We start from the raw sequence: 26044 nt of genomic DNA, 5'->3' as shown, positions 1-26044 counted from the left end.
TATTTCCCCTGAATAGTGATCGCTTAAGACTGTTTACATGCTCTGATTTTATGAATGACAAACAGCACAATAATTGAACCCAGGGTTGCAATCGCAATGCTGTAAATATTGAAACCACTGACCTTGCCAAAGCCCAGAGCCGTACTGGCGACACCGCCAATCAGTGCGCCGATAATACCCAGAATCATGGTCATGAAAATGCCCATATGTTCTTTACCTGGCATAATACATCTGGCGATAATACCGGCGAGCAGACCAAATACAACCCATGACAATATACCCATCATTACCATCCTTCTTTTTATATAAATTACTGCACGTTTAGCAGTGGTTTAATCCGAAACATAAAAGCAGGTGTATCGTACGCCGCGTAGTATTTGTCTGGCAATCCTGTTTTTTTAATTAAACTAAACGTATCGGAAACGATAGGGGAGTAATTATGAGCATTCTGGATAATATTAAAAATATTGGCGATGAGTTGTTACATAGCGTTGATAAAAATGTTGAGAATAAGACTGATGCCTCAATATCAGGTGTTCGCACATATACGGTGAAATCCGGGGACACGCTCAGCGCAATCGCTAAGCAACTTTATAATGACGCATCAAAATATATGAAAATCTTTGAGGCGAATAAAAATATCCTCAGCAACCCGGATAAAATTGCGCCGGGTCAGGTATTGACTATTCCTGAGTAATAATTCGCCGGGAGTACGAGCCAGCCAGAGCAGGGATTGCCCGGCTGGTTTCTTGCATTTATAACCGCCGGATTCACCAGGAATATGCAGGTAACAGCAGGCGGATCCGGATGCTAATCAGAAAGAACGAGAAAATCGGGAGTACTGAAAAGCAAAAAGCCCGCTCAGGTTTCCCTGAGCGGGCTTTTCTAATTCTGGCTCCTCTGACTGGACTCGAACCAGTGACATACGGATTAACAGTCCGCCGTTCTACCGACTGAACTACAGAGGAATCGTTTGAACGAGGCGAATATTAGCGGCGTCGCACTGAGGTGTCAACAGCAAAAAAGACATTATCATTCAACTGGCTAGCTTTAACGCAATGCGATCGGGATTTAAGCAGTTTGAGCCGTTTCAGATGTCATCCGGCTCAGGGGATCCTGCTGGTAAAACTGGCGCAGATGCTGATACATGGCGGGAAAACGTTCTGCCAGCAGAAGCGGAGCCGTAAAGAAATATTCAGAGAGTACAGCGAAACACTCTGCCGGATCGCTGGCGGCGTAGGGATCAATGGTCGCAGCCTGTTCGCCTGCCAGTTCCACTTCACTCTCAATCTCTGCCATCGCGGCTCGCAAATCCTTTTCCCACTGGGCTACGTCACGCAGCGGCATGACCGGAACACCGCTGGTATAACCGCTGCCGCGCGCATCCAGTTTGTGTGCCACCTCATGAATCACCAGATTAAAGCCGGAGAGATCGAATGAATCCTGAATATCGAGCCAGTTGAGGACGACCGGTCCCTGGGTCCAGCTCTGTCCGGCATGAACGGCAGGTGCGCTGTGAACCAGCCCATCTTCATCCTGCCACTGATCGTCAACCTCAAACGGCTCGGGATAGATCAGCACCTCATGAAAACCGTCCAGCCACTCCAGACCCAGCTTCAGCACTGGCAGAGAGAAGAGCAGGGCGATCCGCACGCTGCGCAGTTCATCCAGTTGAGCACCCCCGAGAGGCACCAGTTTTTTCTGTTGCAGAAAGCGCCTTGCCAGCTCCACCAGCGCCTGCTGTTCAGCCTCATCCAGCGGGCTGAAGACAGGCTGTGACAGCCCCTGTTGCCACGGCAGGGCCGCCAGCATGGTGTCGTTATGCGTTTTCCAGGGCCATTTAAACATCGCAACTCCTGCACAGAACCGGGCTATGTCGTTATCCTGACGCGGCAGACATAAAAATGCCAGCATCGAATGCTGGCATCTTCTGTCTGACTTCAGGGCTGAAGGCTGTCTATTCAACCCGTTAGCGCAGCCGTTGTCTGTGATTCAACCCGCAAAGCGCAGGGTTGAGGGATTACCTGCGTTCAACGCGCTGAAATTCAATGACCCAGACCCAGGGATTCACTTCCCAGCTGGTTGCGCCATACTGCTTTTCCCAGGCTTTACGATACGCCTCTTTAGGCGACTCAGAATTAACGTTCATGGTGAAGAAGTTATTAAGGAAATGCGAGTCGGTCTGTACGCCCTCCGCCATAATGTCATCTTCACTGATATCCTGAATCTTCTCCGCGCGCACGCCGGTGATTTCGAGGTTGATACGACTGGCCCAGCGCGGCATGTGGATGGCGGTCTGCCAGCCAAACTCTTCGGCTTCCGGGGTGCTCATCGCATGCTGACCCAGCTCATTGCTGTCGGCACGATACTGGCAATATTCCGGCAGGCGAAACGGCGTCGGATCACGTTCATATTCGGCCAGATCGCTTTCTGGCACCATCGGGCCACGCCAGGTTTCACGCACCCAGAGGATGTCACCCGGCTTGCCGTAGGGGCACTGATAGCTGATGTCCGCCATCGACATCATCTTGTAGCCATGCAGATGGTTAGCACTCACATCAAAAGCATGTACGCCCTCGTGATGATCCTGCCCCGGCCCGAAAGCCTGAGTTTTCATAATGCGCCGGGTTTGTGTTTGCTGGCCAACCAACAGGGCACGAACACGCTGTTCGGAAAAAAGAATCGGCCGTTCTTTCATGGATTACCTCTTTTTATTAGTAGAACCCGGTTACTGCTGTAAACGTCCATTTGCTTCACATCTGAGAATTATCATAAAAGCTTTAAATCATTTTGCTTAATAATTTGTCGCCTGACAGTCACTTCAAAATTGTCACGTTGGGTGTTAAAAACCAGCAAAATGCAAAAAGCGCACCAAAGCTTATCACGCAATCGGCAGAACGCGACGAACAGCCCGGATACAGTACGTTATAACGGTAAAAATAGGAACCTTTTCAGATTTTTTCACCTGCTATTGCCCACACTTTTACAATTAAATGCGTGACAAAAAAAGGTTAAGCCCGACAGGTTTAGCTGGTTGAGAATGAATCAAACATTACTGCTGTTAAACTAATTTTCTTAGCAGCAATTCACTGAGGAAAGGCTTAAAACCGCCGAAATTGCGGTATTTATGTAACAGAGATGCTATACAGATGATCCAGATCTCATTTTTCTGCCCGAAATAGCTGGCAGCACTGCTCTTTTCAACAGCACTGTAAAAAAGGTGTCATTAGCCAGTCGCTATGATGGCTTGCCGTTTGCGCACTGATCACGACAGAGAATCCGCTGTCGATCACTACAGGGAGATAGATTATGTCACTCACACTCTGGCAATCCCGCTATGAAAGCTGGTTTCAGGCGAACTGGATCCACGACGACGGCGCGCACGATATCGCCCATCTGCGACGCGTCTGGATGAGCGCGCAGCGAATCATGACAGGCACGAAGGCGGACCCGCTGGTGGTGCTCACCGCCTGCTATTTTCATGATGTAGTGAATCTTCCAAAGAATCATCCGGAACGGCATCTCGCCTCAACGTATGCAGCCGCGGAAACGCAGCGCATTCTGCAGCAGGATTTTCTCGATTTCCCGGCAGAAAAGATTGATGCCGTGATGCATGCAGTTAAAACCCACAGTTTCAGCGCCGGTATCCCGCCAGAGACGCTCGAAGCCAGAATCGTTCAGGATGCAGACAGGCTCGAATCGCTGGGCGCAATCGGGCTGGCGCGGGTCTTTTACACGGCCGGTGCACTGAATCGTCCATTATTCGACAGTCAGGATCCGCTGGGTAAAGATCGCGAGCTGAATGATGTTAAGTGGACGCTGGACCATTTCCAGAAGAAGCTGCTGCGCCTGCCGGAAACCATGCATACCGAAACCGGCCGCATGCTGGCTGAGCATAACGCCGATTTCCTGGTGCGCTATATGGCGAAGCTGTATGCCGAGCTTCAGGGCAATCTGGTGGGGATGGATGAGGGCGTGCTGCGGGATTTTACTCCATTGAAAACTGAATATTAAATTTTTATGACAGTATGTTAATCGATACGGTCATCCGGTAGCGTGTGAGCAATAACAAAAAGGAGCTGCCCGATGACCGAAACTGTTAATTTAACGATTAAAATTGATCCCGAACTGAAAGAAACGATTAAACAGCTGGCGCTGGAAAACCAGGTTTCAATGAGCCAGGAAATTGTGCAGCGTTTGCAGGCCAGTCTCGAAACGCATCCGCATCCCGCCATTGATAATCAGGACATCACTGAAGAGGGGACTGAGGGATCCAGTGCCGCTGACGTGAAGACCGATGCATTAAGTGCAACAGAGCTGAAGCAGATTCGGCTGCTGCTGAAGAAGCAGAGCAAGAAGAAAAAATAAAACAGAAACCCGTCGCCAGACGGGTTTTTTCATTTCAGGGTTTGATGAAACCCGCTAAATCTGGCCGCAACTCAATACCTCAGCGCGCAGGGAACAGGGTCAGATAAGGAAAGCGTCCCGCGCCATGGACGGCGCGGGCCGAGCGGTCATGGATGACAGTTTTTGCGTCTTTCCGATCTGACCCTGTTCCCTGAGCAGGCTCGTTCTCACCGCTAATCTGGCCAGGTTTTACAGAAACCTGAAACCCGTCGCAAGACGGGTTTTTTTATTTCAGTTCGATGACGACTTCAACTGACGAATATGCGGCAGCAACAGCTGAGCCACCGCTGCAAACACCGGCACCACCACCGAGTTACCAAACTGCTTATAGGCCTGGGTATCTGAAACCGGAATGCGGAACGGCTCGCGACCCGGCACATCAAAGCCCATCAGGCGCGCGCATTCGCGCGGGGAAAGGCGGCGTGGTCGACGCGCCATATTATCCGCATCCTGAAACTCCGCTTCGCCCAGCGCACTGTCCCAGCCGCGATCAATCAGAATCTCTGAGCCATCTTTGTAGTAACGCGCTGACAGCGTCCGCACGCAGCAGTCAGGATTGCGCGGATCGTTGAGGCCAAAGCCAAAGCCATTACCTTTGGCTTTATGTTTTTTCGCATACTGGTAGAGGTAGCGCCACAGCACCGGTGACAGGATATATTTGTCGTCCGGCGCACTCTCCAGCAGGCTCTGCAGGCTGGGGACCTGCGCCGGGTAGAAACGGCGGATATCGCGCAGCGTAAAGTCCTGCTTTTTCAGGTCACGGCGAATCCCCACCAGCACAATGCGTTCGCGATGCTGCGGCAGGAAGTTGCGCGCATCGATCACTTTGGCATCGGGGCTGCTGGCTCCGGCATCGGCCACGTCATAGCCCAGCTCATCCAGCGTCTCCATGATAATGGCGAAGGTGCGGCCCTTATCGTGGCTTTTGAGGTTTTTCACATTCTCCAGCACAAAAAATGGCGGCTTCTTGGCAGCCAGAATGCGCGCAACATCGAAAAACAGCGTGCCCTGTACCTGACACTCAAACCCGTGGGCGCGGCCCAGCGCATTTTTCTTGCTGACCCCCGCCAGCGAAAAAGGCTGGCAGGGAAAACCGGCCAGCAGCACCTGATGGTCAGGGATTGCCGCATCAATCGCGCGGTATATCGCTTCATCGTCAGTCAGACCTTCAGGCTGGGTCACCTGACGAATATCGGTATTGAAGTGATGCTCCAGCGGATCGCTGTAGTGATTGGCTTTGTAAGTGCGAACCGCCTCTTTATTCCATTCACTGGTGAACACACACTTACCGCCGATCGCCTCGAATCCTTTACGGATGCCGCCAATCCCGGCAAAGAGATCGATAAAACGAAACTCAGGGTTATCATAGTGGGCGGGCCGGGTCGGCAGCAGACTCTGCAACAGCGACAGCTCCGCCTCACACAGCGGTGGCAGGACGCTTTTACCCTGACGAATCCGGTTCAGCAGGGCCGGCGTCCAGCAGGAAAATCCTGCCTGCTGCAGTCGGGCCGTGAGATCACGAACCGAATAGATGTCCAGCACCTGTCTAAAGAGTTCAGACGCATCAGCAGATGAAAGTGCAGCAGAGAGTGGTTCAGCGAGGGCGGCGGGATGCATGCGTTTTTCCTTAACAGTAAGGAGCCTATGCTAACACTCCAGAGGCTGCGAGGAAATTGCCGGGATGTGCCCTGTGTCAGACCGCCGGAAAGTTCTGTTTTTGCGGCGTAATCTCCGAAGTCGTCCGGCGACAGCTTTCGCTTTTCGCGGCGCAGGCTAAAGTTACAGAACCAGCAAAAAAGGAGACGTTATGGCTGATGTTCACTCCAGCGAAACACGCAGCAAAAATATGCGTGCCATTCGCGCTCAGGATACGGCCATTGAGCAACGTATTGCGCTGCTGCTGAAAGATCGGGGATTCAGTTTTCGCGTGCAGGATAAAAATCTGCCGGGACGGCCTGATTTTGTTCTGACCGAACAGCAGGCGATTATTTTTGTTCATGGCTGCTTCTGGCATCGTCATCACTGCTATCTGTTTAAGCTGCCGGCGACGCGCACAGAATTCTGGACCGGAAAAATTAACAGCAATGTTGAACGTGACCGGCGTTATGTGCGCCAGCTGCAGGAAAGCGGCTGGAAAGTGCTGATCATCTGGGAGTGTGCGCTACGTGGCAAACTGCGCCTGGCGGATCAGGATCTGCTGGAGCGGCTGGAGGAGTGGCTGCTGGCGATGCCGGAGAGTGCGGAGATCGACCATCAGGGCATTCATCATTACAACGCCGATTGCTAATCAGAGACATAATTGGTTAGATCGGCGCTTTCTCCGTGGCAAGGATCCTGAAATGAGCAGCATAAAACTGACGGTAAAACGCCTTTACCAGATTCGTGACGAGCGGATGGTGAATACCAAAGCGACCGCGCGGGTTTACTGTGGTGACAGGCTTATCGCCACGGAGGAGATCACCGGTATGACTGAAAGCCCGGTCAGCAAATATCTGCATGCTGAAGGAGCAGCAGGCGAGACGGTGCGGGTAGAGTGGGATTGTGAGGGCATCGCGGAGATGACTGTTACGGAAATTGAGCGCTGCCCATGTTGTCAACATAACGAACCAGACTAAGGATAAGATTTTGGCGGGAACCAGTTTACTGACTTTACTTGATGATATTGCAACACTTCTGGACGATATTTCCGTCATGGGGAAAGTGGCGGCGAAAAAGACTGCTGGCGTACTGGGCGACGATCTGTCGCTGAATGCTCAGCAGGTCAGCGGCGTCAAAGCCAACCGTGAGCTGCCGGTAGTATGGGGCGTTGCCAAAGGATCGTTTCTTAACAAACTGATCCTGGTGCCACTGGCGCTGATTATCTCCGCGTTTGCGCCCTGGCTGATTACGCCGCTGCTGATGATTGGCGGTGCCTATCTCTGCTACGAAGGCGTGGAGAAGGTAATGCACAGTCTGCAGCATGACAAGCAGAGCAAATCACCGGAAGCGCGTCAGCAGCGACTCGAGTCGCTGGCGAATCAGAATGCGGCCGAGTTTGAGAAGAAGAAGATCAAGGGCGCAGTGCGCACCGATTTCATTCTGTCAGCCGAAATTGTTGCGATTACCTTAGGCATCGTATCGGAATCGCCGCTGCTCAACCAGGTGATTATCCTTGCGGGCATCGCAATTCTGGTTACGGTAGGCGTTTACGGCATCGTGGCGGCCATCGTGAAAATTGATGACCTCGGTTTCTGGCTGCGTGAAAAGCCGTCGCGCGTTGCGCAGGGTATCGGCAGTGTGCTGCTGGCCGCCGCGCCCTGGCTGATGAAGATCCTCTCGGTAGTCGGCACCATCGCCATGTTCCTGGTCGGCGGCGGCATCGTGGTGCATGGCATCACGCCGCTGCATCATCTGATAGAGGAAGTCAGCAGTGGCTTCAGCAGCTGGATCGCGATGCTGCTCAGCAACGGCGCTAACCTGGTGCTCGGCTTTATCATTGGGTCGATCGTGCTGTTAGTGGTCAACCTTATTGCCAGAGTGCGCGGAAAATCGGTATAAAGCGCACTGTGATTAAAGGTCAGGAGAATGACGATGAACGACGACATGTTTGAATTTGATATCGACGCACAACTTGAGCAGGCTGAAGCGAAAGCAGAGAAAAAAGCCAGCGAAGTGCCGGATGATCTCGGTGACGAAGCCGATTGCGAAGGCTGTAAAATCTGACGTCAGCGTCAACACTTCATAAAAGCGGATAAGTTTTATCCGCTTTTTTTATATTCCGCATATCCAGCTGCTTAATTCTGAATTCGCCCTTTTTTTGCGTGCCTTAACAGGCAAGGGTCGGCTTTGCCTGCTATAAAGAAAATAATCACTCAGGTTAATAACACGCATGAAAGGAGCGCATTATGGTTTTCGCAATCAGTGAAGAAGTGCAGCATAAGGAAGAGGGGCAGACGATGGTGGTGACCGGCTACGCGAGTGGCATGGTGGAGTGCCGCTGGTATGACGGCTTTGCCGTGCGCAGCGAGGCTTTTCGCAGCGATGAACTCTGCGCCCTGAATCCGGCACAACAACTGGCGGGCTGACAGCATCAGGCCTGTGGGTTCTGCGACCCGCCAGGCCCGGTTTCTGACTGCCTATGGCCCGGCACACTCCCTGTGCCGCCCTGTTTTCAGACGTTACCGTCGTTATCCTCTTCAACCGCCTGATAGATTCGCTGCAGCACATCCGGGAAGGCTGACTGGACACGACTCCAGCTCGGTATAAACGGCTTATCGTTAGGACGCTCAATAAACGCCTGACCTGCTTCCAGAATCGACTGGGTAAACATCTCTACCGCAGCCTCTTCCACATGCTGATCAAACTTCAGCCCGTTCATTGCCGCTTCGTGATTGTAGGTCTCCATCATATCCAGCGCATTACGATAATAGGTTGCTTTCAGCACCCGGAACGAGTCGCTGGTCAGCGGCACACCCATGGTGGCGAGCTTGCGCAGCAGTGACTGGACAATATCACTGCTCATGCGCTTCAGGCCGCCGGTGCCATCATCTTCTGCCAGCGGCTGATGCTTGTGATCGTAGTTATCGGCGATCTCAACCTGGCACGACTGGCGGGTGGTGTAGTTACGATAAATCTCCGACAGCACGCCAATCTCCAGTCCCCAGTCGCCGGGGATCTTGATGCCGTTCAGCACATGCGTTCGCATGGCGAACTCGCCAGAGAGCGGATAGCGGAAGCTTGTCAGGTAATCCAGGTATTCCGAATGGCCATACACTTTCTGTAGTGAGCGCAGCAGCGGCCCGACCAGCAGACGGCCGACGCGGCCATTCAGCTTGCCATCCGCGACGCGCGCGTAGAAGCCCTTACAGAACTCATACTGAAACGCCGGGTTGGCCAGCGGGTAGAGCAGGCGGGCCAGCATGCCACGTTCATACGTGACGATATCGCAGTCATGCAGCGCCACACAGCTGGTGCGATCTGACGCCAGCGTATAACCGGTGCAGAACCAGACGTTACGGCCTTTGCCGGGGTTGGTGGGCGACAGACCCTCTTTATCCAGTTCCGCATCAATGGCTTTCAGACGCGGGCCGTCGTTCCACAGGATGCGATGCCGTTGCGGCAGGCGGGAGAAGAACTCGCGGGCAAACAGGAACTGATCGCGGTCAGCACGATCCAGACCAATGACAATTTCGTCCAGATAAGGCACTTTGGCCAGCTCATCAACGATTTTCGTCAGCGCCGGACCTTCAAGTTCGGAAAACAGCGATGGCAGGATCAGCCCCATTTTGCGTTTGCGGGCAAAGCGAACCATCTCTTTTTCCAGCGACTCCACGCTGCGGTGGGTAAGGTTGTGGAAGTTGGTGATTACGCCATTCTGATAAAAGTCACTCATCGCATCATCCTTTTAATGCCCGTGGGCAGCTTATTGAGGTTGAGTCAAAAAATAGTCCAGCCCTTCACGCCAGCCTTCGGGGCCATGGTGAGCGGTGTGATAGACCTGCTGCTGATCGGTCCGGCTGAGTGTTACCGGTGTTTTACTGTAGCCCTTAATCACGACGGCATAATCAACTGCATCCAGCATCGGCGCATCATTCGGCCCGTCACCGAGACCAATTGTGATGGGCGCTTCACCGGGGGCATGATCCAGCAGCCAGCGCAGCGCTTCACCTTTGCCGCAGCCTGCTGGCATGACATGCCAGAAACGTCCGCCCTGCGTCAGCGCCAGCCCTTCAGCACGCAGTGCCTCCTGAAAGCTATCGAAAGCTTCATCGCTGTCGCGCCAGACAATCACTTCAGAGGCGTCGCGCTGGCGTGCCAGCGCGGCATCTCCCTCACTCAGTCCGGTCATTGAGGCCACTTCCGGATCGGAGAAATCATGAAAGCCGGTAAAGCGGTAGGCTGTTTTCAATGCAGCCAGCCGCTGGCAGAGAGCGTCATAAGTCAGCGTGTTATCAGGCAGACGGATACGCTGCTGATCCTGCAGCTGAAGCACGGCACCGTTCTCGGCAATAAAGGGTGAACCACTGATCCCAAGTTTTTTTTGCAGCGGAATGATTTCGGCTGCCGTCTTACTGGAACAGATCACCAGCGGAATAGCGGACTGTTTTAGTGTGGTGAGCCACTCCGTGGCCGCATCCCAGCGATAGGTATGGTGGTCCAGTAGCGAACCATCGAGATCGGTAATAATCATTAACGGCTGTTGAAGATCGGGCATTAACAGGCTCCTTTCATCACGTTCGCGGCTAAAGCAGCGATTTTTCAATATTATAGTTGAATATGGCTCACACTTTTTTTCCTGCCACGCCGGCTGAAAATCCAGGATAAATCTTAAAAGAGAAGAGGGGAAAACGGGGGATACAAGAAATGTGCAGGCGCTAAGTCACTGGCTGGCCCGGTGTTTTCGGTAACTATAGCCTTACAACGACCCGGTTCGTTGCAAAAACGTGCATATCTGATACTTGTTTCGGTGACGCGATCGCGTAATCTGCATAGGTGTTAAGAATTCCCTGGTGTAACGAATTGAATTTTTACCCGGCCTTCCCGCCGGGTATTTTTTTGAAATCGATTTCAGCGGTTAGCTTCATAGGCGCGATAGTCACAGATGTCGATTTCAAACGCTTCTGCCAGTTCGGTATAGGAGTGGAATATCTGACCTTCAACTTCGAGCCGTGGCATCTGGCCCTGCTCCATATATTCCCGTATCTCTCCTGACGTTTTCGCCTGAATCGCCGCCAGTAAACCCTCAACATCCACCTTCAAATCGGACGCCGGCATATCGGTGTGCTGCTTTTCGTCTGTCATTTTCTGACTCCTGAGAGCAAACAGAATAATCAGTATAGAACGCGGGGCAGAAAGAGGGGACCGGGCAGATCGCAGGCAAAAAAAAGCCCGCGCTGCGCGGGCAAAATCCTTGTTACTTCAGGTTGTGGCTGCACCTATGGGGGTGGTGCAGTGGAGGAAGTGTAAAGGCCAGGCGCGTAAGAAGTCTTGCGGTGAAATGTTAAGAAATTGCAAAAATGGTCCTTACTCAGATTTACCTGACTTTGCCCTTGAACAGAGCAGATTCGGCTATAGTTGATGATAAAGCTGATTTTTTTCAATACCTAAAGGAATGGTTATGGACATCTTAAGAATTATTATCGCAATTCTGCTGCCACCGCTGGGTGTGTTTATGCAGGTCGGTTTTGGTGGTGCTTTCTGGCTGAATATTCTGCTGACGATCTGTGGTTACATCCCTGGTATCGTTCATGCCGTCTGGGTCATTGCCCGCCGCTAACGCGCTGCATCGCGCCGGTTCTTCGTTTAGACTGTACGCAGTAAATAATCAGGAGAACCGAAATGAAGGTAAATGACCGCGTCAGCGTCAAAACCGATGGCGGCCCGCGTCGCGTTGGCACCATTCTGGCTATGGAGCCATTTAATGAAGGCACCATGTTTCTGGTCGCGCTGGAAGATTATCCATTAGGCATCTGGTTTTTTAATGAAACGCAGCAGCCGGATGGTATTTTCGTCGAGCCTTACCACGACGCCTGAGCCTGACATGCATAAAAAAGCCCCGTTACGTTAAACGTAACGGGGCTTTTTTGCATTCAGCGCCGCTGCCGTCGACAACAGCCGCTGCCAGTTACCTGCCTGGCGTCAGAAGGTTTCCCAGTTATCACTACCGGTGGTCAGCGCCGGGCGCGGTGTCAGAGCGGATGTTTTGGCTGGTGATGTGACGCGCGCGGCCACACTTTTCGTGGCAGGCGAATCCTGCAGACGGAATGCCGCTACCGCCTGTGTCAGTTTGCCCGCCTGATCTTCCAGCGAGGCTGCTGCTGCTGAGGCTTCTTCCACCAGCGAGGCGTTCTGCTGTGTGACGTTGTCCATCTCAGTGACCGCCTGGCTCACCTGCTGAATACCCCGGCTCTGTTCGTCCGATGCCGCGGCGATTTCCGACATAATATCGGTGACGCGACGTACCGCCTCGACAATCTCACCCATGGTACTGCCCGCTGCGCCAACCTGATGCGAACCGTCATTAATCAGCGTGACCGACTCAGCAATCAGGGATTCAATCTCTTTGGCCGCCTGCGCACTACGCTGGGCCAGATTGCGCACTTCGCTTGCCACCACCGCAAAGCCGCGACCCTGTTCACCGGCGCGCGCTGCTTCAACCGCTGCGTTCAGCGCCAGGATGTTGGTCTGGAACGCGATGCTGTTAATGACGTTAGTGATCTCAGCGATTTTCTTTGAGCTGCCGGAAATGTTGGTCATGGTTTTCACCACGCTATCGACCAGATCACCCCCGCTGCGCGCCTTGCCAGAGGCATCCGCGGCCAGCTGGCTGGCGTGATGGGCATTCTCGGCGTTCTGTTTTACCGTGGCGGTGAGCTGTTCCATGCTGGCAGCGGTCTGCTCCAGTGCTGCCGCCTGCTGCTCGGTGCGTGAAGAGAGATCGGTGTTACCAGCTGAAATTTCGCTGGAGCCCTGATAAATCGCCACAGCACCTTCACGCACCGTTCCGACGGTGGTGACCAGCGCCTGCTGCATCAGCTGCAGGTTGTGGATCAGCGTACCAATCTCACTGCGGCCATAGGGCAGGGGAACAGAGGTCAGATCGCCCTGCGCAATGCGTTCGATACGCATCACCGACTGACGCAGCGGGTTAATCACCACGCGTCGCAGGAAGACAAAGGTCAGCAGCACCAGCACCAGCGCGGCACTAAACGCCACGGCCATCGAGATAAAGCCAATGCGTGACAGATGATCGGCTTCGGCAGTAATAGCATTCGCGCGGTCAGTACGAATTTTGATCGCCTTCAGTAACACTGCGTTATAGTCATCATCCAGCCTGCGGGTAACGTCCGTCTCCTGGGCGATAATGCCCTCAAAGCTGCCCTGTTTACCGGCATTAATCATGGGTATCAGGCCTTTATTGATGTAATCGTTGAAGCGTGCCTGCAGCGTGGCATCCAGTTCAACGTCAGCGGGGGTCTTCACTTCACGTGCCTGATAGACCGCAAACCCCTCTTTAGCCTGCTGAATCCGTTTTTCAGCAGCCGCCACGTTGGCGCGAAACGCGTCCATTTCACCAATACGCGCGGCGGCACCGGCCTGAATAATGGTCAGGCGTGCCGTACGCAGGTGGTTGGAACTGTTAGCGAGGCCCATGCGAACCTGGATTTCGTCCGTAGCATCATTGAGAGAGTGGTTGCTTGAGATAAGAAAGTAACTGGCGATACCAATACAGAGTGCGAACAGCAGCAATATGCCGCCGAAGATCAGGCTAAACAGCGGCATCAGGCGGAGATTCTGCCAGATGCCAGCGCTTTTATGTCCATTATTATCTAATGCAGTGTTCATATCCTTGCTCTCTTGAGGCTGTTGTTATAAGGCTTAACATCGGCAAAAGAGTGTAAAGGCTTAGGAGCAAGAGTGAGACCTGGATCCCAATTCAGCGCAAAAAAAACCGGCCATTAAGGCCGGTTCTTCAGGTCTGACGATCAGCGAATATTAACGTAAATACCCGAGGTCACATTATCGGTTAAACGCACCACATGATAAATAACCTGTTTATTATGGGTTTTGATTTTGCGTTTAATATTACCTTTGTGTGACGATACCGTTTTGGCCTTAATTTGCATTTTATCTGAGATCTGAATGGTGTCATGACCTGACATCCACATCTTCAGCATGTTTGACTCAGTCTGGCTCAGCGTCAGCGGGTGAACATCCATGCCCGAAGAGATGCGCGCAGACTGGTTAAGCTTCTTCTGCAAATAGGTGCTGAGTAAGGAATCCAGGGTCGATGTCTTCATCGATTTTGATGTAATAATCAGGTTCTTACGAACGTAGAGATATTCCTCAAAATGGATATTGCTAATCGCCATGAATATAAAGAACAGCGTATCAGGATGCTGCGTAATAATACTGCGGATACGTTCACTGGAATCTGACTCATGAATGAAACAATCTTCATTAATAAAGACGACACCAGGATTTAATTGCTCACATTTTTGCTGTAGTTGCTCAATATCGGAGACAGAAGAGATATTTTTCTTCTTAACTCCCTTTAAAGACATGTAGTCTGATAATCCCAGGCGTGTGTAGTTGCAGGAATCCATAATAATAGTTGGCATAATAGCGACCCTCACCAATTTGTTATCCGTTTAAATCAACGATGAATACGCGTTGCGGTACGAGAGAGATTTCTTAGGTACTTTTTTATTCTGCTCGTGCAGTGTGGCAACAGGCAAACGCCCGTAAAAGTCTTCATCCCTGACCCGTTCTGCAAAAAATTTGTGCTGCCATGACGTCACACATTCTCCGGCAATGGCGGGGAATGCCAGTGAAGTGCCGGAGATTCAGTAAAGCTCATTTTTTGAGAGCTGTGTCACTATCCCTGAAAACAGGAAGTTTTCTGATAGGACAATTCTCAAAAACATTTGTTTTACGAAAGTGTGAAGTCTCAGCGTGCGATGACAATGCCGGAAAAAACATTTTTTAACAAGAAAAATCACTTAAAGTTTTTTTCCCTGTGAATTCAGTGTATTGCCAGTTTTGCATGCACATTCACAGTCTGACCGCTTCTGTGAACCACCCAACTAAAATACGCGAAGCCCGGTTTAATAAGAATTATTTTCAGACTCTCAGCACATTTATCAGAATTTCCTTAGTTGCATTCTGGAAAACATGGTTCGGAAAATGCAGGGATGGTTTTGCGATACTTAAGTGTTGCTGAGCAAAGGTAGTTAGAAACTTAATGTTCAGGGGCGGGATAGTTCTGTCAGGAACAGGGCCAGTAAATCAAATATTTCACTGAACAAATGCTCGCAGAACGGGGCCAGCAGGGGCATCAGCAGGCTGATGGTTAAAATTCCGACTGATAAGGTAATCGGGAAGCCAATTGCGAAGATTGATAACTGTGGTGAAACACGGTTTAACAAACCCAGTACCAGATTTACCATGAGTAACAAAACGATTAAGGGCAGCGCTAACATCATGCCATTAAGGAAAATTAATCCGCCGGATTTCACCAGCGCCATAAATGCGTTGGCATTTAGCGGGTGGCCACCAATCGGTAGCGTGTGGAAACTGTCCGCCAGCAGTGAGATCAGCCACAGATGTCCGTTAAAGGTCAGAAACAGCAGCATGGCCAGCATGTCGAGAAAACGGGCCAGCACCGGCATGTTCAGACGGCTGCCAGGATCAAAAAAGGTGGCGAACGAAATGCCCATCTGCAATCCAATCACTTCCCCGGCAAGGCGCACCGCCGCAAACGCAAACTGCATGGTAAAGCCCAGCGCGATACCAATCAGCATCTGCTGGATCAGCAGCCAGAAACCGGCAGGGGAAAACAGGGTGACATTGACAGCAGGTAACAGCGGCATCAGCAGCCAGGTGATCATCACCGCCAGTCCGATTTTGACACGTTTGCTGACGGATCGTTCACTGAGGATCGGCGCAGTGGCGAACAACGCCATGATGCGCACCAGTGGCCAGAAAAACTGGCTGACCCACTGAACCAGCTGGCTGCTGTCGAGAGTAATCATCAGCCGATGATATAAGGCAGGTTGGTAAAGACGGTCCGGATATAGTCCAGCAGCAGATTCAGCATCCACGGACCGGCAATGATACCGGTGGTGGCAACCGCCAGGATCTTAGGAATAAAGGATAAGGTCTGTTCGTTGACCTGGGTCGCCGCCTGGATCAGGCTGATCAGCAGACCGCTGACCAGGGCTGCCAGCAGCAGCGGGGCGGCCAGCATCAGGGCGACGCGCATCGCTTCCTGTCCCATTACCATTACTGATTCGGGTGTCATGTCGTGCTCCGGTAAGAAAAGGGGATCAGGAGTAGAAGCTTTGCGCCAGTGAACCGACCAGCAGTTGCCAGCCATCGACCAGAACAAACAGCATCAGTTTAAACGGCAGCGCGATGGACGCTGGCGGTACCATCATCATCCCCAGCGCCATCAGCACGCTGGCAACCACCAGGTCGATGATCAGGAACGGGATAAATACGGTAAAGCCAATCTGGAACGCGGTCTTCAGCTCGCTGGTCACATAGGCGGGCAGCAGAATACGCATTGGCACCGCTTCAGGACCGGCAATCGGGGCGGTATTCGCCAGACGGGCAAACAGGGCTAAATCCGCTTCACGGGTCTGACGCAGCATAAACTCGCGCAGCGGCTGGGCACCTTTATCAATCGCCACGTCCATGCTGATCTTGTCCTGGCTGAACGGCAGGTAAGCATCCTGATAAATCTTGTCGAAGGTCGGTGCCATAATAAAGAAAGTCAGAAACAGCGACAGTCCGAGCAACACCTGGTTAGGCGGCGCAGAGGGCGTGCCCAGCGCGTTACGCAGTAAACCAAACACAATGATGATACGGGTGAAGCTGGTCATCATCAGCAGCACGGCCGGAATAAAGGTCAGCGCAGTGATAAAGACCAGCGTCTGTACCGGCAGTGACCAGCTCTGACCGCCATTCGGCAGTGAGTGACTCACCAGGCCCGGCAACTGGGCATGGGCAACCGGTGCCAGTAACAGCAGTGGCAATAAAGGAAGCAGTCGACGCATCATTGTGGTTTTCCGGGACGTTTAACCAGATTCTGTAACAGCTGACGAAAATCCTGTGGCGCACTGTTTACTGGCGTCACAGAGACCGGTTCACCCGGCGGCAGCGTATGCAGATGAGTAATCTGCTGGGCAGTGACGCCCAGCACCAGACGCGCATCGGCAGTATCGACAATCACCACCCGCTCACGCTGGCCCACTGAGACGCTGGCCGTGAGTTTCAGCTCCTGACCACTGACCTTTTTCGGCGCAAAGCCGGCACGGCGTGCCAGCCAGGCGCAGGCCAGAATCAATAAAATAATCACTGCTAACACGCTGCTGACCTGTGCCAGCATAGAACCGGTCGAAATCGCCTGTGCGTGCGGTGCGGCCGGTTGCAGCGTTTGATTCTGGCTATTCATAATGTGACTCTTAGCGACTCAGACGACGCATACGTTCAGACGGGGTGATGATGTCAGTGATACGAACGCCATATTTGTCGTTCACCACCACCACTTCACCCTGTGCAATCAGGTAACCGTTGATCAGAATATCCAGCGGCTCACCTGCCAGTCCGTCCAGTGCTACCACCGAACCCTGCGCCAGGCGCAGCAGCTCTTTGATGGTCATCTTGGTGCGGCCCAGTTCGACGGTGAGTTTCACCGGGATATCCATAATCAGATCGATATCCTGCAACGAGCCCGCGACATTGCCGCTGTCGAATGACTTAAAGACGTCATCGGTCTGCGGCGCACTGCTGCTGCCGACCTGCTCGTTCATTGCTTCAGCCCACAGATCGTCCGCAGAGATATCGTCAGACGGTTTATTACTGTCAGTCATGGGGCTGTTCCTCGTTAAGCGAATTCAAAATCGGGTTAATCAGGTGTTCGACACGGAGCGCATATTGCCCATTCATCGTGCCATATTGGCTGGTTAAGACCGGTACGCTATCGACATGGGCGATAATGCGTTCCGGCTTCTCAATCGGCAGCACATCACCGGGTTTCAGCTGCAGAATCCTTGAGAGACGCAGTGACGTTTCGGCAAAGTGAGCAATCAGTTCCAGCTCAGAGTGCTGCACCTGTTTGACCAGGTTATCGCGCCAGTGGTTATCTTCCTGACGTGAGTTTTCGAGCGGTGGATTCACCAGCAGCTCGCGCAGCGGTTCAATCATTGAAAACGGGATGCAGATATTAAACTCACCCACCAGGTTACCAATCTCCACCTGGAACGGCGTGTTAACCACGATGTCGTTCGGTGAAGTGGTGATGTTGGTGAACTTTACCTGCATCTCTGAACGTACATACTCGACGTCCAGGGGATAAATAGCCTTCCATGCGTCGCTGTAACCATCCAGCGCCAGCTTCAGCATGCGGCGGATAACGCGCTGCTCGGTATGGGTAAACTCACGGCCTTCGACTTTCGTCGGAAAACGTCCGTCACCCCCAAACAGGTTGTCGACGGCGATAAACACCAGGCTGGGTGAGAACACCACCAGCGCCGTGCCGCGCAGCGGTTTCAGGTGGATCAGATTCAGGTTGGTTGGCACCGGCAGATTGCGGGCAAACTCGTGATACGGCTGAATCTTAATCGCCCCGACGCTGATGTCCGGGCTACGGCGCAACAGGTTAAACAGCGTCATACGGAAACTACGGGCAAAACGCTCGTTAATAATTTCCAGCGCCTGCAAACGCTCGCGCACCACGCGGCGCTGGGTATTCGGGTCGTAAGGACGAATATCGCCTTCCGGCCCGTTTTGTTTCTTTTCTTCTTCCGCGCTGCCACTGTCGCCGTTTAAAAGGGCGTCAATTTCAGCCTGGGAGAGAATGCTATCGCCCATTGATTCACCTCAAAATGAAGGCAGTAAACAGCACGTCGTTTACGGCCTGCGGAGGTTGACCTTTTACCAGCGGAGGTGTCAGCGCCTGTTTGATTTGTTCAACAAGCGCCTGTTTTCCTTGCTCCGTCGCCAGCGCCGCAGCACTCTGACGCGAGAGCAGCAGCAGCAGACGGCTGCGCACCTCAGGCAGATAGTCATTCATCCGACTCCGGGACTCTTCATCGGCCAGACGCAGGGTAAAGCCTACGTAAAGCACGCGGTCAGGATCGTTGTCGGGATTGACCAGGTTAACCGTAAATGTATCAAGTGCAAAAAAGACCGGAGCGGGAGGCGGTTCAACTTTCGCCACCTCAGGCTTATCGCCCTCGTGTTTATTCATCATTCGCCAGACTGCATAGCCTGCCACGCTGCAAGCGGCCAGCGTCAGAATGATCAACACTGGTATTAAGATTTTACGTTTGCTGCCTTTTGCTTTCGCGTTATCAGACATGGTGCAGTTACTTCCTGTGAATTATGGGCAAGCCTCTCGGCTCACGGGACAGATTATCCGCGTCTTAAGTCAAACCAATGGGTAGAAAAGACGCGGGTTTTACGCTTACCTTCAGCGTTTGCCGCTGTCAGGCGAAAGTGTCGACGGCGCTGTTGCCGTTAACGCGAGCCTGAAGGGCGGCGGGAACGGCGATCGGCGTAATGTCGGTGTCACTGTCCTGGGTGAGGGAGAAGCGGCCATGCTGTCCATCGCGGCGCGCCTCCTGTTGTTGCTGGAATTGCTGGCCCTGCGCGGAACTGTCACTGCTCACCTGACTCTCGCCCAGGTTGATACCGCTCTCTGCCAGCGCGCTGCGCAGCTGCGGTATCGCGGCTTCCAGTGCCGATCTGACGTGGCTATGGCTGGAAACCAGACTAATTTGTGCCTGGTCGTTGTCCAGTTTCAGGCTGATCTGGATAGCGCCAAGGTCTTCCGGATGTAAACGCAACTCCGCGTTCTGCTGGCCGTTGCGGCTGAACATCACGATCTGCTGACTCAGCGCCTGCTGCCACTCGTCGCTGCCCAGCTGTGAATTCAGCATCGGGGTGGACGGGGTGCTGCTGGTCGCAGAGGCGGTCACTGGCGCGGGCAGGCTGCTGGCACTGGCGAACGGCGTGGCGCTGATCGCGTTGTCGCTGGTGCTGGCTTTGATCGCACTCTGATCATCCTGCTTCACCATATTGCTTAGCGCCTGCTGGAAGCTGCTGTCGAGCGTCAGGCCGCTGCTGGTCGCACTTTGCGCGGCGGGCTGACTCTGACTGGCGGAGCTGTTCACCGCAGGTGAATTCAGTGCGGCACCTTTAGCATCATGCTTCTCATCTTTACCCGGCGCAGGGCTATCCGGTGCGTGGCCCTGCTGCGCGCTGTTCAGCAGTTGCGTCAGCGCGGTCTGACTTTTCCGGCCGGTGTCGGTCTGGGCAATCAGCTCACCGGCTTCACTGCTGACCGGCGTCGAAGGCGTCGCTGTCGGCGTTACCGCACCCGGTAACATGGCAAACAGTGCCTGCACATTTTGCATGTCACTGGCGCTTAAAGGTGCGGCCTCCGGCTTGTCTTTATCATCGGCTGATTTTGACCCACCTTTAATATTTTCCGGCTTAAACAGAGCGGTCAGTTCAGCAGGATTATCCAGCGCCGCCATCAGCGCATTCAGCGGCGCCTTCGGGCGGGCGTCATCGGCAGTTTCTGCTTTGACGTCAGCGGATTGCGCCGCTTTTCCCGGTTGTTTCGCCAGGCCTGCCAGCTGGTTTCCCAGCGTGGTCAGAAAGTCCTGTGGCAGGGCATCAGCCCCTGCTACCAGGTCCGTCGCGCCGGATGGTTCCGCGTCGGTTTTAGCCGCCGCTTTTATGCCAATGTGTGGCAGCGTAATCATTCGCCTCTCCTCGATGCGGCCCGTTGGGCAAATTCATCCATCCGTTTCTGATCGAGACGGTTTTCCTGTCGTAATGCATTTTCCGCTGCCCGCGTTATCAGGGTTTGATAGGCGTTCAGCCGCTGCTGTTTGTCGCGCCAGTTAATCAGCGCCTGCTCCAGCCGCTGATTCCAGTTATTAAGCTGGTTGCGATGCTGCTCAATCGCTTTTTCCAGCGTCTGAATAAACTGGTGATAGTTCGTCCAGCGGGTGCTGGCGATGCCGGATGACATGTCATCGTTGAGCTTGTTGCGATACTCGTCCTGATAATCGAGCAGCATCGTCAGCTGCTCGTTAGCGGCGTGCTGGCCGCGGCGCATATCGCCTAAATAGATGGCGGCACGTTCGAGATCCTGCTCCGCTAAGTCGCGCAGCGTATCAATGGCATTTGCAGTTTTCATTGCCGTTACCTCGCGTTAATTATTGTGACGAGCCAAACAGCGCATGCAGATGCAGGCTGGCGTCGTCATAATCGCTGCGCTCAAAGATGCCCTGTTGCAGGAAGGCTTCCATCTGCGGATAGAGCCTGATGGCTTTATCGAGCATCGGATCGCTGCCGGCGGCATAGGCCCCGACGCTGACCAGATCGCGGTTACGCTGGAAGCTGGAGAGCAACTGCTTGAACTGGCGCACCTGCGCATAGTGGTTCTCATCGATCAGCGAGGTCATCGCACGGCTGATTGAGGCTTCGATATCAATCGCCGGATAGTGACCCGCTTCGCCAAGCCGGCGCGACAGCACGATATGGCCGTCAAGGATGGCGCGCGCGGAGTCCGCGATCGGATCCTGCTGATCGTCGCCTTCGGTCAGGACGGTATAGAAGGCGGTGATCGAACCGCCGCCGTCGATGCCGTTACCGGCGCGTTCAACCAGCGCAGGCAGTTTGGCGAATACAGAAGGCGGGTAGCCTTTGGTTGCCGGTGGCTCACCAATCGCCAGGGCGATTTCACGCTGCGCCATGGCGTAGCGGGTCAGGGAATCCATAATCAGCAGCACATGCTTGCCGCGATCGCGAAAATCTTCAGCGATACGGGTGGCGTAAGCGGCACCCTGCATACGCAGCAGTGGCGAAACATCCGCCGGGGCAGCAATTACCACCGAACGGGCGCGGCCTTCAGCACCCAGAATGTTTTCGATAAAATCTTTAACTTCGCGGCCACGTTCGCCAATCAGACCGACTACGATAACGTCCGCTTTGGTGTAGCGCGCCATCATGCCGAGCAGCACGCTTTTCCCCACGCCTGAACCGGCAAACAGTCCCATACGCTGCCCGCGACCGACCGTCAGCAGGGCATTAATGGCACGTACGCCGGTATCCAGCACATCAGTAATCGGCGTACGCTGCAGCGGGTTAAACGGCGGGGTGATCAGCGGTGCGCGATAGCCGGTATCCGGCGACGGCAGACCGTCCAGCGGTCGGCCGCTACCGTCGAGCACGCGGCCCAGCAGTTCCGGCCCCAGCATCAGCTGTTTGCCCGCCTGCGGGTTATCGCCATTCTGACGCGCATAGACCCGCGCACCCGGTAAAATACCGTCCACTTCTTCCAGTGGCATCATCAGCAGTTTCTGACCGTTGAATCCCACCACTTCACTTTCGATTTCGCTGATGGTTTTGCCATCGTTGCGTTCGATGATGCAGGTCGCACCCAGCGGCAGCTGTAAACCCGTCGCTTCCAGCACCAGGCCGGTCGCGCGGGTCAGGCGGCCATAACGGCGCACCGGCTGCACCTGGGCGATGCGTTTTTCAAAGGCGTCGAGTGAGCCCAGCCAGCGGTTCAGACGGGTAGTCATCAGATTTCTCCTGGCGCAGCGAGACGGCAGAGTTCCTGCCAGCGCGTTGCGACGCTGGCATCCAGATCGCCATCTTCAGCGCTGAGTTTGCAGCCGCCAGGGTGCAGGGTGCTGTCTGCGATCAGCCGCCAGCCATGCAGATCCAGCGTCGGACCTAAAGTCTGCTCAATACGCTGTAAGTCGTCCGGGTGAACACGCAGCTGTGGTTTGCCGCTGAACATCGGTTCCTGCTGCAGCAGACCCTGAATCTGGCGCAGCAGGGCGGTACCATCTACCGTGGTGGCCTGGCCAATAACCGAGCGAGCCGCTTCCAGCGCCAGCTGCATCAGACGGGCAGCAATCACGCTGTCCAGTGACTCCAGCGTGTTCTGGAACTCCGTCACCAGTTGCTGCATCCGCGCCTGAAGCGGTGCCTGCTGCTGCCGGGCATCGGCCAGTCCCTGCTGAAAACCGGCGTCGTAGCCTGCTTTCTGACCTTCAGTCATACCCTGCTGATAGCCTTCGTTGTAGCCCTGGCCCTGCGCCTCTTTGCGCATCTGCTGCTGCAGACGTTCGAGCTGCTGTTGCTGCTCATCCACGCCGTCTTCAGCTTCGTAAATTTCTGGCTGCAGCTCCGGTTCAGGCTCGTCAAAACGACCTAAATCGGTGGGCTGCCACAGCTGCCAGGGGCGGGCAGAAAATGCATCAGACATAAGTTTCCTCGCCACCACCAATCACCATCTCGCCCGATTCGGCCAGGCGACGGACCACCAGCAGGATCGCTTTCTGTTCGTTCTCCACAGCGGACATACGCACCGGACCCCGGTTGGCCAGGTCGTCGCGCAGGATATCGGCCGCACGGGCTGACATGTTTTTGAGGAACTTCTCGCGCAGTGGCTGCTCGGAACCTTTCAGTGCAACCAGCAGCTGTTCGGACTCCACTTCCTGCAACAGACGCTGGATGCTGCGGTCGTCCACTTCCACCAGGTTTTCGAACAGGAACATCTCGTCGATAATTTTCTGCGCCAGTTCGCCATCGAAGTCGCGTACCGCTTCGATAACGGCCTCTTCCTGCTGCGTTTTCATCAGGTTGATGATCTCGGCTGCGGTTCTCACGCCGCCCATCTTCGCGCGCTTGAGGTTGGTGCCATCCAGCAGGCCATTCAGCACTTCGGTCAGTTCGGCCAGTGCAGCTGGCTGTACACCACCAAAGGTGGCGATACGCAGCATGACATCGTGACGCAGACGTTCGTCGAACAGCGCCACAATATCGGCGGCCTGACCACGCTTGAGGTGGACCAGGATGGTGGCGATGATCTGTGGATGCTCGTCGCGGATAAGGTCGGCGGCAGCCTGCGGCTCCATAAAGTTGAGCGTTTCCATCCCGCTGGTGGTTTCGCGCGTTTCGAGAATGTCCTCCAGCAGGCTGGAGGCGCGCTCTTCGCCCAGCGCACGGGTGAGCACTGAACGCAGGTATTCGTTGGAGTTCAGGCTCAATGCAGCAAACTGCTCAGCATCGGTTTCGAACTCACGCAGTATTTCAGTCAGCTGCTTGTGTGACACCTGACGCATATTGGCCATCGCCGCGCTCAGGTGTTGTACTTCGCGCTGGTTCAGGTGTTTGAAAACTTCCGCAGCGCGCTCTTCGCCGATGGTCATCATCAGGATGGCGCTTTTTTCGGTTCCGGTCAGACTCATAGCTCTTTACTCATCCATTCGCGAATCACCAGCGCAACAACGCGCGGATCGTTTTCTGACATGTCGCGGATGCGTTGACTCATCACTTCTGCGCTCATGCGGTTGTTAGACTTACGTTCCTGATCAAGCTCATCTTTGCTGAGCTGCACATTAAAGGCTTCTTCTTCTGGCTGTTGTGCAGCGGCGCGGGCAGCAACGGCTTCGGCAGCGGCTTTCTCGGCGGCCTGCTTACGAACCAGGTGCGGACGAACCAGTTTGCGGTAGAGGATAAAGGCGACCAGGGCAATCAACAGCCACTTACCGGCGTTCATCAGCTGATCAAAGAAGGACTGCTGTTGCCAGAAGGGCAGATCGGCGGTCACTGCTTCAGTGGTGTTGAACTGCGAGTTCACCACGTTGACGCTGTCGCCACGCGTCTGGGAGTAACCCATCGCTTCGCGGGTCAGGTCTTCAATCTGCTTCAGCTGCTGCTCGTTCAGCGCAACCGCTTTGCCTTTATCATCTGCACGGAAGTTCACGACGACCGCAACCGACAGACGCTGTACGTCGCCGACGTTAACTTTGGTATGACGAATGGAGCGATCCAGTTCGTAGTTCACCGTGTCATCACGACGTGAATTAGTCGGTCCTGAGCTGGCCGGTGCGGTGCTGGTGGTCTGGTTAGCGTTATTCGCTGCGTTGTTCTGACCATTCGCGGCCTGACCGTTGGCTGCATTGTTAGTCGTGACCGGCGCGGTGTTGGCTGGCGCAGGCTGGTTAGAGAGCGCGCCTGGCACGCCACCCGGATAAGGGCTGCCCGACTGGTCACTGGTGCTGGTCTGACGCGAACGGATCGCCGTGTTCGACGGGTTAGCGTTAGGCTGATATTTCTCGTCGGTTTGCTCGCTGGTGTCGAAGTTAATCTGTGCGGTAACCTGCGCATGCACATTGCCCTGGCCAAGAATCGGATTCAGGATCGCTTCGATACGTTGCTGGTAGCGTGCTTCAACTTCAGAAGAGTACTTCAGCTGCGCGTCATTCAGATCGCGACCGGCGTTATCAGAACGGGTCAGCAGGCGACCGGTCTGATCGACCACGGTGACGTTGCCCGGCGGTAAACCGGCGACGCTGCTTGAAACCATGTGGGCGATGGCCTGAATCTGGCCTTCATCCAGCGCACGGCCAGGCTGCAGGGTTAAGGTGACAGAGGCGGATGGCGCTTTCTGCTCACGCACAAATAAGGTGGGTTTTGGCATCGCCAGATGAACGCGGGCGCTTTTGACCGGACCCAGTGATTCGATGGTGCGGGCCAGTTCGCCTTCCAGCGCGCGCTGGTAGTTAACCTGCTCGCTGAACTGGCTGATACCGAACTTCTCTTTATCCAGCAGCTCAAAGCCCACCGATCCGCCTTTTGGCAGACCCTGCTGAGCCAGACGCAGACGCAGCTCATGCACGTTCGCTTCCGGCACCATCAGTGCGCCACCGTTTTCGGCGAAGCGATAGGGGATGTTCATCTGCGTCAGCTGGGTGACGATGGCACCGCCATCTTCATCAGTGAGGTTGTTATAAAGGACGCTATAGCTGGGCTGCTTGGCCCACAGCACCATCGCGATCACGATCGCCACCACGGCAGCCGCCGCGACGATTAAAGGAATACGCGGATTTGCGCGCAGGCGAGCGAGCAGGTCACCGAAGCCTTTCTTTTCTTGTTCTGTTGTGGCGGCTGTGCTCGCATTCATGACCGATTCCTGCCTGACGTAATTGACCGGGTAAGTTGAGATGGCAAAACAGACTCCCTGACCTGCGTAGATAAAATTTCCACTTCAATGCCAGGCATTATTAGGTGATAAGCAAAATTCGATGGCTGGATAAGGTAGGTTTTTTGCTGTCATTTA

At 54.1% G+C, this 26044-nt stretch carries 31 protein-coding genes, 1 tRNA gene and 1 pseudogene; 10 read left to right on the top strand and 23 right to left on the bottom strand.

Features of this window, described 5'->3' with window-relative positions:
* Positions 1-23: 23 nt before the first annotated feature.
* Positions 24-284, bottom strand: coding sequence for a GlsB/YeaQ/YmgE family stress response membrane protein (locus tag AC6I8J_RS11360; protein ID WP_041456944.1), 261 nt, complete (start codon positions 282-284; stop codon positions 24-26).
* A 152-nt stretch (positions 285-436) separates the two neighbouring features.
* On the opposite strand from AC6I8J_RS11360, the pseudogene AC6I8J_RS11355 reads away from it, so the two are divergent.
* Positions 437-697, top strand: a pseudogene (locus tag AC6I8J_RS11355) (LysM peptidoglycan-binding domain-containing protein); the annotation flags it as partial.
* A gap of 195 nt (positions 698-892) precedes the next feature.
* On the opposite strand, the gene AC6I8J_RS11350 reads toward AC6I8J_RS11355, so the two are convergent.
* The 3 genes from AC6I8J_RS11350 to AC6I8J_RS11340 form a co-directional block, all read right to left on the bottom strand.
* Positions 893-968: transfer RNA gene (locus AC6I8J_RS11350), tRNA-Asn, on the bottom strand.
* A gap of 103 nt (positions 969-1071) precedes the next feature.
* A complete protein-coding gene (gene mtfA, locus AC6I8J_RS11345) occupies positions 1072-1848 on the bottom strand; it encodes a DgsA anti-repressor MtfA (RefSeq protein ID WP_202605051.1) in 777 nt (258 codons plus the stop codon).
* 172 nt (positions 1849-2020) lie between these two features.
* A complete protein-coding gene (locus AC6I8J_RS11340) occupies positions 2021-2698 on the bottom strand; it encodes an ASCH domain-containing protein (RefSeq protein ID WP_161736198.1) in 678 nt (225 codons plus the stop codon).
* Positions 2699-3309: 611 nt separating this feature from the next.
* Between AC6I8J_RS11340 and AC6I8J_RS11335 the strand changes: the two genes are divergently transcribed.
* A complete protein-coding gene (locus AC6I8J_RS11335) occupies positions 3310-4014 on the top strand; it encodes a phosphohydrolase (RefSeq protein WP_161736199.1) in 705 nt (234 codons plus the stop codon).
* 72 nt (positions 4015-4086) lie between these two features.
* Positions 4087-4368 (top strand): Arc family DNA-binding protein, encoded by a 282-nt coding sequence (locus tag AC6I8J_RS11330; protein WP_161736200.1) that lies wholly within the window; start codon positions 4087-4089, stop codon positions 4366-4368.
* A 270-nt stretch (positions 4369-4638) separates the two neighbouring features.
* Here the strand turns inward: AC6I8J_RS11330 and dcm are convergent, their stop codons facing one another.
* A complete protein-coding gene (gene dcm, locus AC6I8J_RS11325) occupies positions 4639-6024 on the bottom strand; it encodes a DNA (cytosine-5-)-methyltransferase (protein ID WP_497825363.1) in 1386 nt (461 codons plus the stop codon).
* Between the two features lie 190 nt (positions 6025-6214).
* On the opposite strand from dcm, the gene AC6I8J_RS11320 reads away from it, so the two are divergent.
* The 5 genes from AC6I8J_RS11320 to AC6I8J_RS11300 all read left to right on the top strand — a co-directional run bounded on the left by AC6I8J_RS11320 (position 6215) and on the right by AC6I8J_RS11300 (position 8471).
* Positions 6215-6694, top strand: coding sequence for a very short patch repair endonuclease (locus AC6I8J_RS11320; RefSeq protein ID WP_161736202.1), 480 nt, complete (start codon positions 6215-6217; stop codon positions 6692-6694).
* Positions 6695-6746: 52 nt separating this feature from the next.
* Positions 6747-7022 carry a hypothetical protein gene (locus tag AC6I8J_RS11315; protein WP_090959971.1) on the top strand — a complete coding sequence of 92 codons (276 nt, stop codon included), beginning with the start codon at positions 6747-6749 and terminating at the stop codon, positions 7020-7022.
* A 10-nt stretch (positions 7023-7032) separates the two neighbouring features.
* A complete protein-coding gene (locus AC6I8J_RS11310; RefSeq protein ID WP_161736203.1) occupies positions 7033-7944 on the top strand; it encodes a DUF808 domain-containing protein in 912 nt (303 codons plus the stop codon).
* 33 nt (positions 7945-7977) lie between these two features.
* The gene (locus AC6I8J_RS11305) at positions 7978-8109 is read left to right on the top strand and encodes a hypothetical protein (RefSeq protein ID WP_003854444.1); all 132 of its coding nucleotides are present in this window, start codon (positions 7978-7980) and stop codon (positions 8107-8109) included.
* Between the two features lie 182 nt (positions 8110-8291).
* Positions 8292-8471: a YodC family protein gene (locus AC6I8J_RS11300; protein WP_161736204.1), complete on the top strand. Its 180-nt coding sequence runs from the start codon at positions 8292-8294 to the stop codon at positions 8469-8471.
* Positions 8472-8557: 86 nt separating this feature from the next.
* On the opposite strand, the gene AC6I8J_RS11295 is transcribed toward AC6I8J_RS11300, so the two are convergent.
* From AC6I8J_RS11295 to AC6I8J_RS11285, 3 genes are all read right to left on the bottom strand, one after another.
* Entirely contained in the window at positions 8558-9778 is a 1221-nt protein-coding gene (locus AC6I8J_RS11295) for a glycosyltransferase family protein (RefSeq protein WP_013358297.1), read from the bottom strand.
* Positions 9779-9808: 30 nt separating this feature from the next.
* Positions 9809-10600, bottom strand: coding sequence for a mannosyl-3-phosphoglycerate phosphatase-related protein (locus AC6I8J_RS11290; RefSeq protein WP_161736205.1), 792 nt, complete (start codon positions 10598-10600; stop codon positions 9809-9811).
* A gap of 353 nt (positions 10601-10953) precedes the next feature.
* The gene (locus AC6I8J_RS11285; protein WP_013358295.1) at positions 10954-11187 is read right to left on the bottom strand and encodes a DUF2525 domain-containing protein; all 234 of its coding nucleotides are present in this window, start codon (positions 11185-11187) and stop codon (positions 10954-10956) included.
* Positions 11188-11503: 316 nt separating this feature from the next.
* On the opposite strand from AC6I8J_RS11285, the gene AC6I8J_RS11280 reads away from it, so the two are divergent.
* Positions 11504-11662, top strand: coding sequence for a YqaE/Pmp3 family membrane protein (locus AC6I8J_RS11280; RefSeq protein ID WP_013358294.1), 159 nt, complete (start codon positions 11504-11506; stop codon positions 11660-11662).
* Positions 11663-11724: 62 nt separating this feature from the next.
* Positions 11725-11919 (top strand): protein DsrB, encoded by a 195-nt coding sequence (gene dsrB / locus AC6I8J_RS11275; RefSeq protein WP_013358293.1) that lies wholly within the window; start codon positions 11725-11727, stop codon positions 11917-11919.
* A gap of 105 nt (positions 11920-12024) precedes the next feature.
* Here the strand turns inward: dsrB and AC6I8J_RS11270 are convergent, their stop codons facing one another.
* From AC6I8J_RS11270 to fliF, 15 genes are all read right to left on the bottom strand, one after another.
* Complete coding sequence (locus AC6I8J_RS11270; RefSeq protein ID WP_497825362.1) at positions 12025-13731, bottom strand: methyl-accepting chemotaxis protein; 1707 nt, start codon at positions 13729-13731, stop codon at positions 12025-12027.
* Between the two features lie 140 nt (positions 13732-13871).
* Entirely contained in the window at positions 13872-14507 is a 636-nt protein-coding gene (gene rcsA, locus AC6I8J_RS11265) for a transcriptional regulator RcsA (protein WP_010247685.1), read from the bottom strand.
* A 627-nt stretch (positions 14508-15134) separates the two neighbouring features.
* Positions 15135-15920, bottom strand: a complete 786-nt coding sequence (gene fliR / locus AC6I8J_RS11260) for a flagellar biosynthetic protein FliR (RefSeq protein WP_061062740.1) — start codon at positions 15918-15920, stop codon at positions 15135-15137.
* On the bottom strand, positions 15920-16189 hold the full coding sequence (fliQ, locus tag AC6I8J_RS11255; RefSeq protein ID WP_003854466.1) for a flagellar biosynthesis protein FliQ: 270 nt from the start codon (positions 16187-16189) through the stop codon (positions 15920-15922). Before fliQ ends, fliR begins: the two co-directional genes overlap by 1 nt.
* Before the next feature lie 25 nt (positions 16190-16214).
* Positions 16215-16946 carry a flagellar type III secretion system pore protein FliP gene (gene fliP, locus AC6I8J_RS11250; RefSeq protein ID WP_031593200.1) on the bottom strand — a complete coding sequence of 244 codons (732 nt, stop codon included), beginning with the start codon at positions 16944-16946 and terminating at the stop codon, positions 16215-16217.
* Positions 16946-17344 carry a flagellar biosynthetic protein FliO gene (gene fliO, locus AC6I8J_RS11245; RefSeq protein WP_161736208.1) on the bottom strand — a complete coding sequence of 133 codons (399 nt, stop codon included), beginning with the start codon at positions 17342-17344 and terminating at the stop codon, positions 16946-16948. Before fliO ends, fliP begins: the two co-directional genes overlap by 1 nt.
* A 10-nt stretch (positions 17345-17354) precedes the next feature.
* Entirely contained in the window at positions 17355-17762 is a 408-nt protein-coding gene (gene fliN / locus AC6I8J_RS11240; RefSeq protein WP_033733054.1) for a flagellar motor switch protein FliN, read from the bottom strand.
* Positions 17755-18762 carry a flagellar motor switch protein FliM gene (fliM, locus tag AC6I8J_RS11235; RefSeq protein WP_013358287.1) on the bottom strand — a complete coding sequence of 336 codons (1008 nt, stop codon included), beginning with the start codon at positions 18760-18762 and terminating at the stop codon, positions 17755-17757. Before fliM ends, fliN begins: the two co-directional genes overlap by 8 nt.
* A 4-nt stretch (positions 18763-18766) precedes the next feature.
* Positions 18767-19252, bottom strand: coding sequence for a flagellar basal body-associated protein FliL (gene fliL / locus AC6I8J_RS11230; RefSeq protein WP_013358286.1), 486 nt, complete (start codon positions 19250-19252; stop codon positions 18767-18769).
* Between the two features lie 127 nt (positions 19253-19379).
* On the bottom strand, positions 19380-20663 hold the full coding sequence (locus AC6I8J_RS11225; protein WP_253419056.1) for a flagellar hook-length control protein FliK: 1284 nt from the start codon (positions 20661-20663) through the stop codon (positions 19380-19382).
* Positions 20660-21103, bottom strand: a complete 444-nt coding sequence (gene fliJ, locus AC6I8J_RS11220) for a flagellar export protein FliJ (protein WP_003854478.1) — start codon at positions 21101-21103, stop codon at positions 20660-20662. The genes AC6I8J_RS11225 and fliJ overlap by 4 nt, the downstream gene beginning before the upstream one ends.
* Positions 21104-21122: 19 nt before the next feature.
* Positions 21123-22493 carry a flagellar protein export ATPase FliI gene (gene fliI, locus AC6I8J_RS11215; RefSeq protein ID WP_161736210.1) on the bottom strand — a complete coding sequence of 457 codons (1371 nt, stop codon included), beginning with the start codon at positions 22491-22493 and terminating at the stop codon, positions 21123-21125.
* On the bottom strand, positions 22493-23185 hold the full coding sequence (fliH, locus tag AC6I8J_RS11210; protein ID WP_161736211.1) for a flagellar assembly protein FliH: 693 nt from the start codon (positions 23183-23185) through the stop codon (positions 22493-22495). The genes fliI and fliH overlap by 1 nt, the downstream gene beginning before the upstream one ends.
* Positions 23178-24170 (bottom strand): flagellar motor switch protein FliG, encoded by a 993-nt coding sequence (gene fliG, locus AC6I8J_RS11205; protein WP_013358282.1) that lies wholly within the window; start codon positions 24168-24170, stop codon positions 23178-23180. The genes fliH and fliG overlap by 8 nt, the downstream gene beginning before the upstream one ends.
* On the bottom strand, positions 24167-25888 hold the full coding sequence (fliF, locus tag AC6I8J_RS11200) for a flagellar basal-body MS-ring/collar protein FliF (RefSeq protein ID WP_161736212.1): 1722 nt from the start codon (positions 25886-25888) through the stop codon (positions 24167-24169). The genes fliG and fliF overlap by 4 nt, the downstream gene beginning before the upstream one ends.
* Positions 25889-26044 lie beyond the last annotated feature (156 nt).

Source organism: Pantoea sp. X-Soil-ISGK-355, assembly GCF_059730805.1.
The sequence above is the reverse complement of the archived record's forward strand: the minus strand, read 5'-3'. Positions and strand labels throughout refer to the sequence as shown.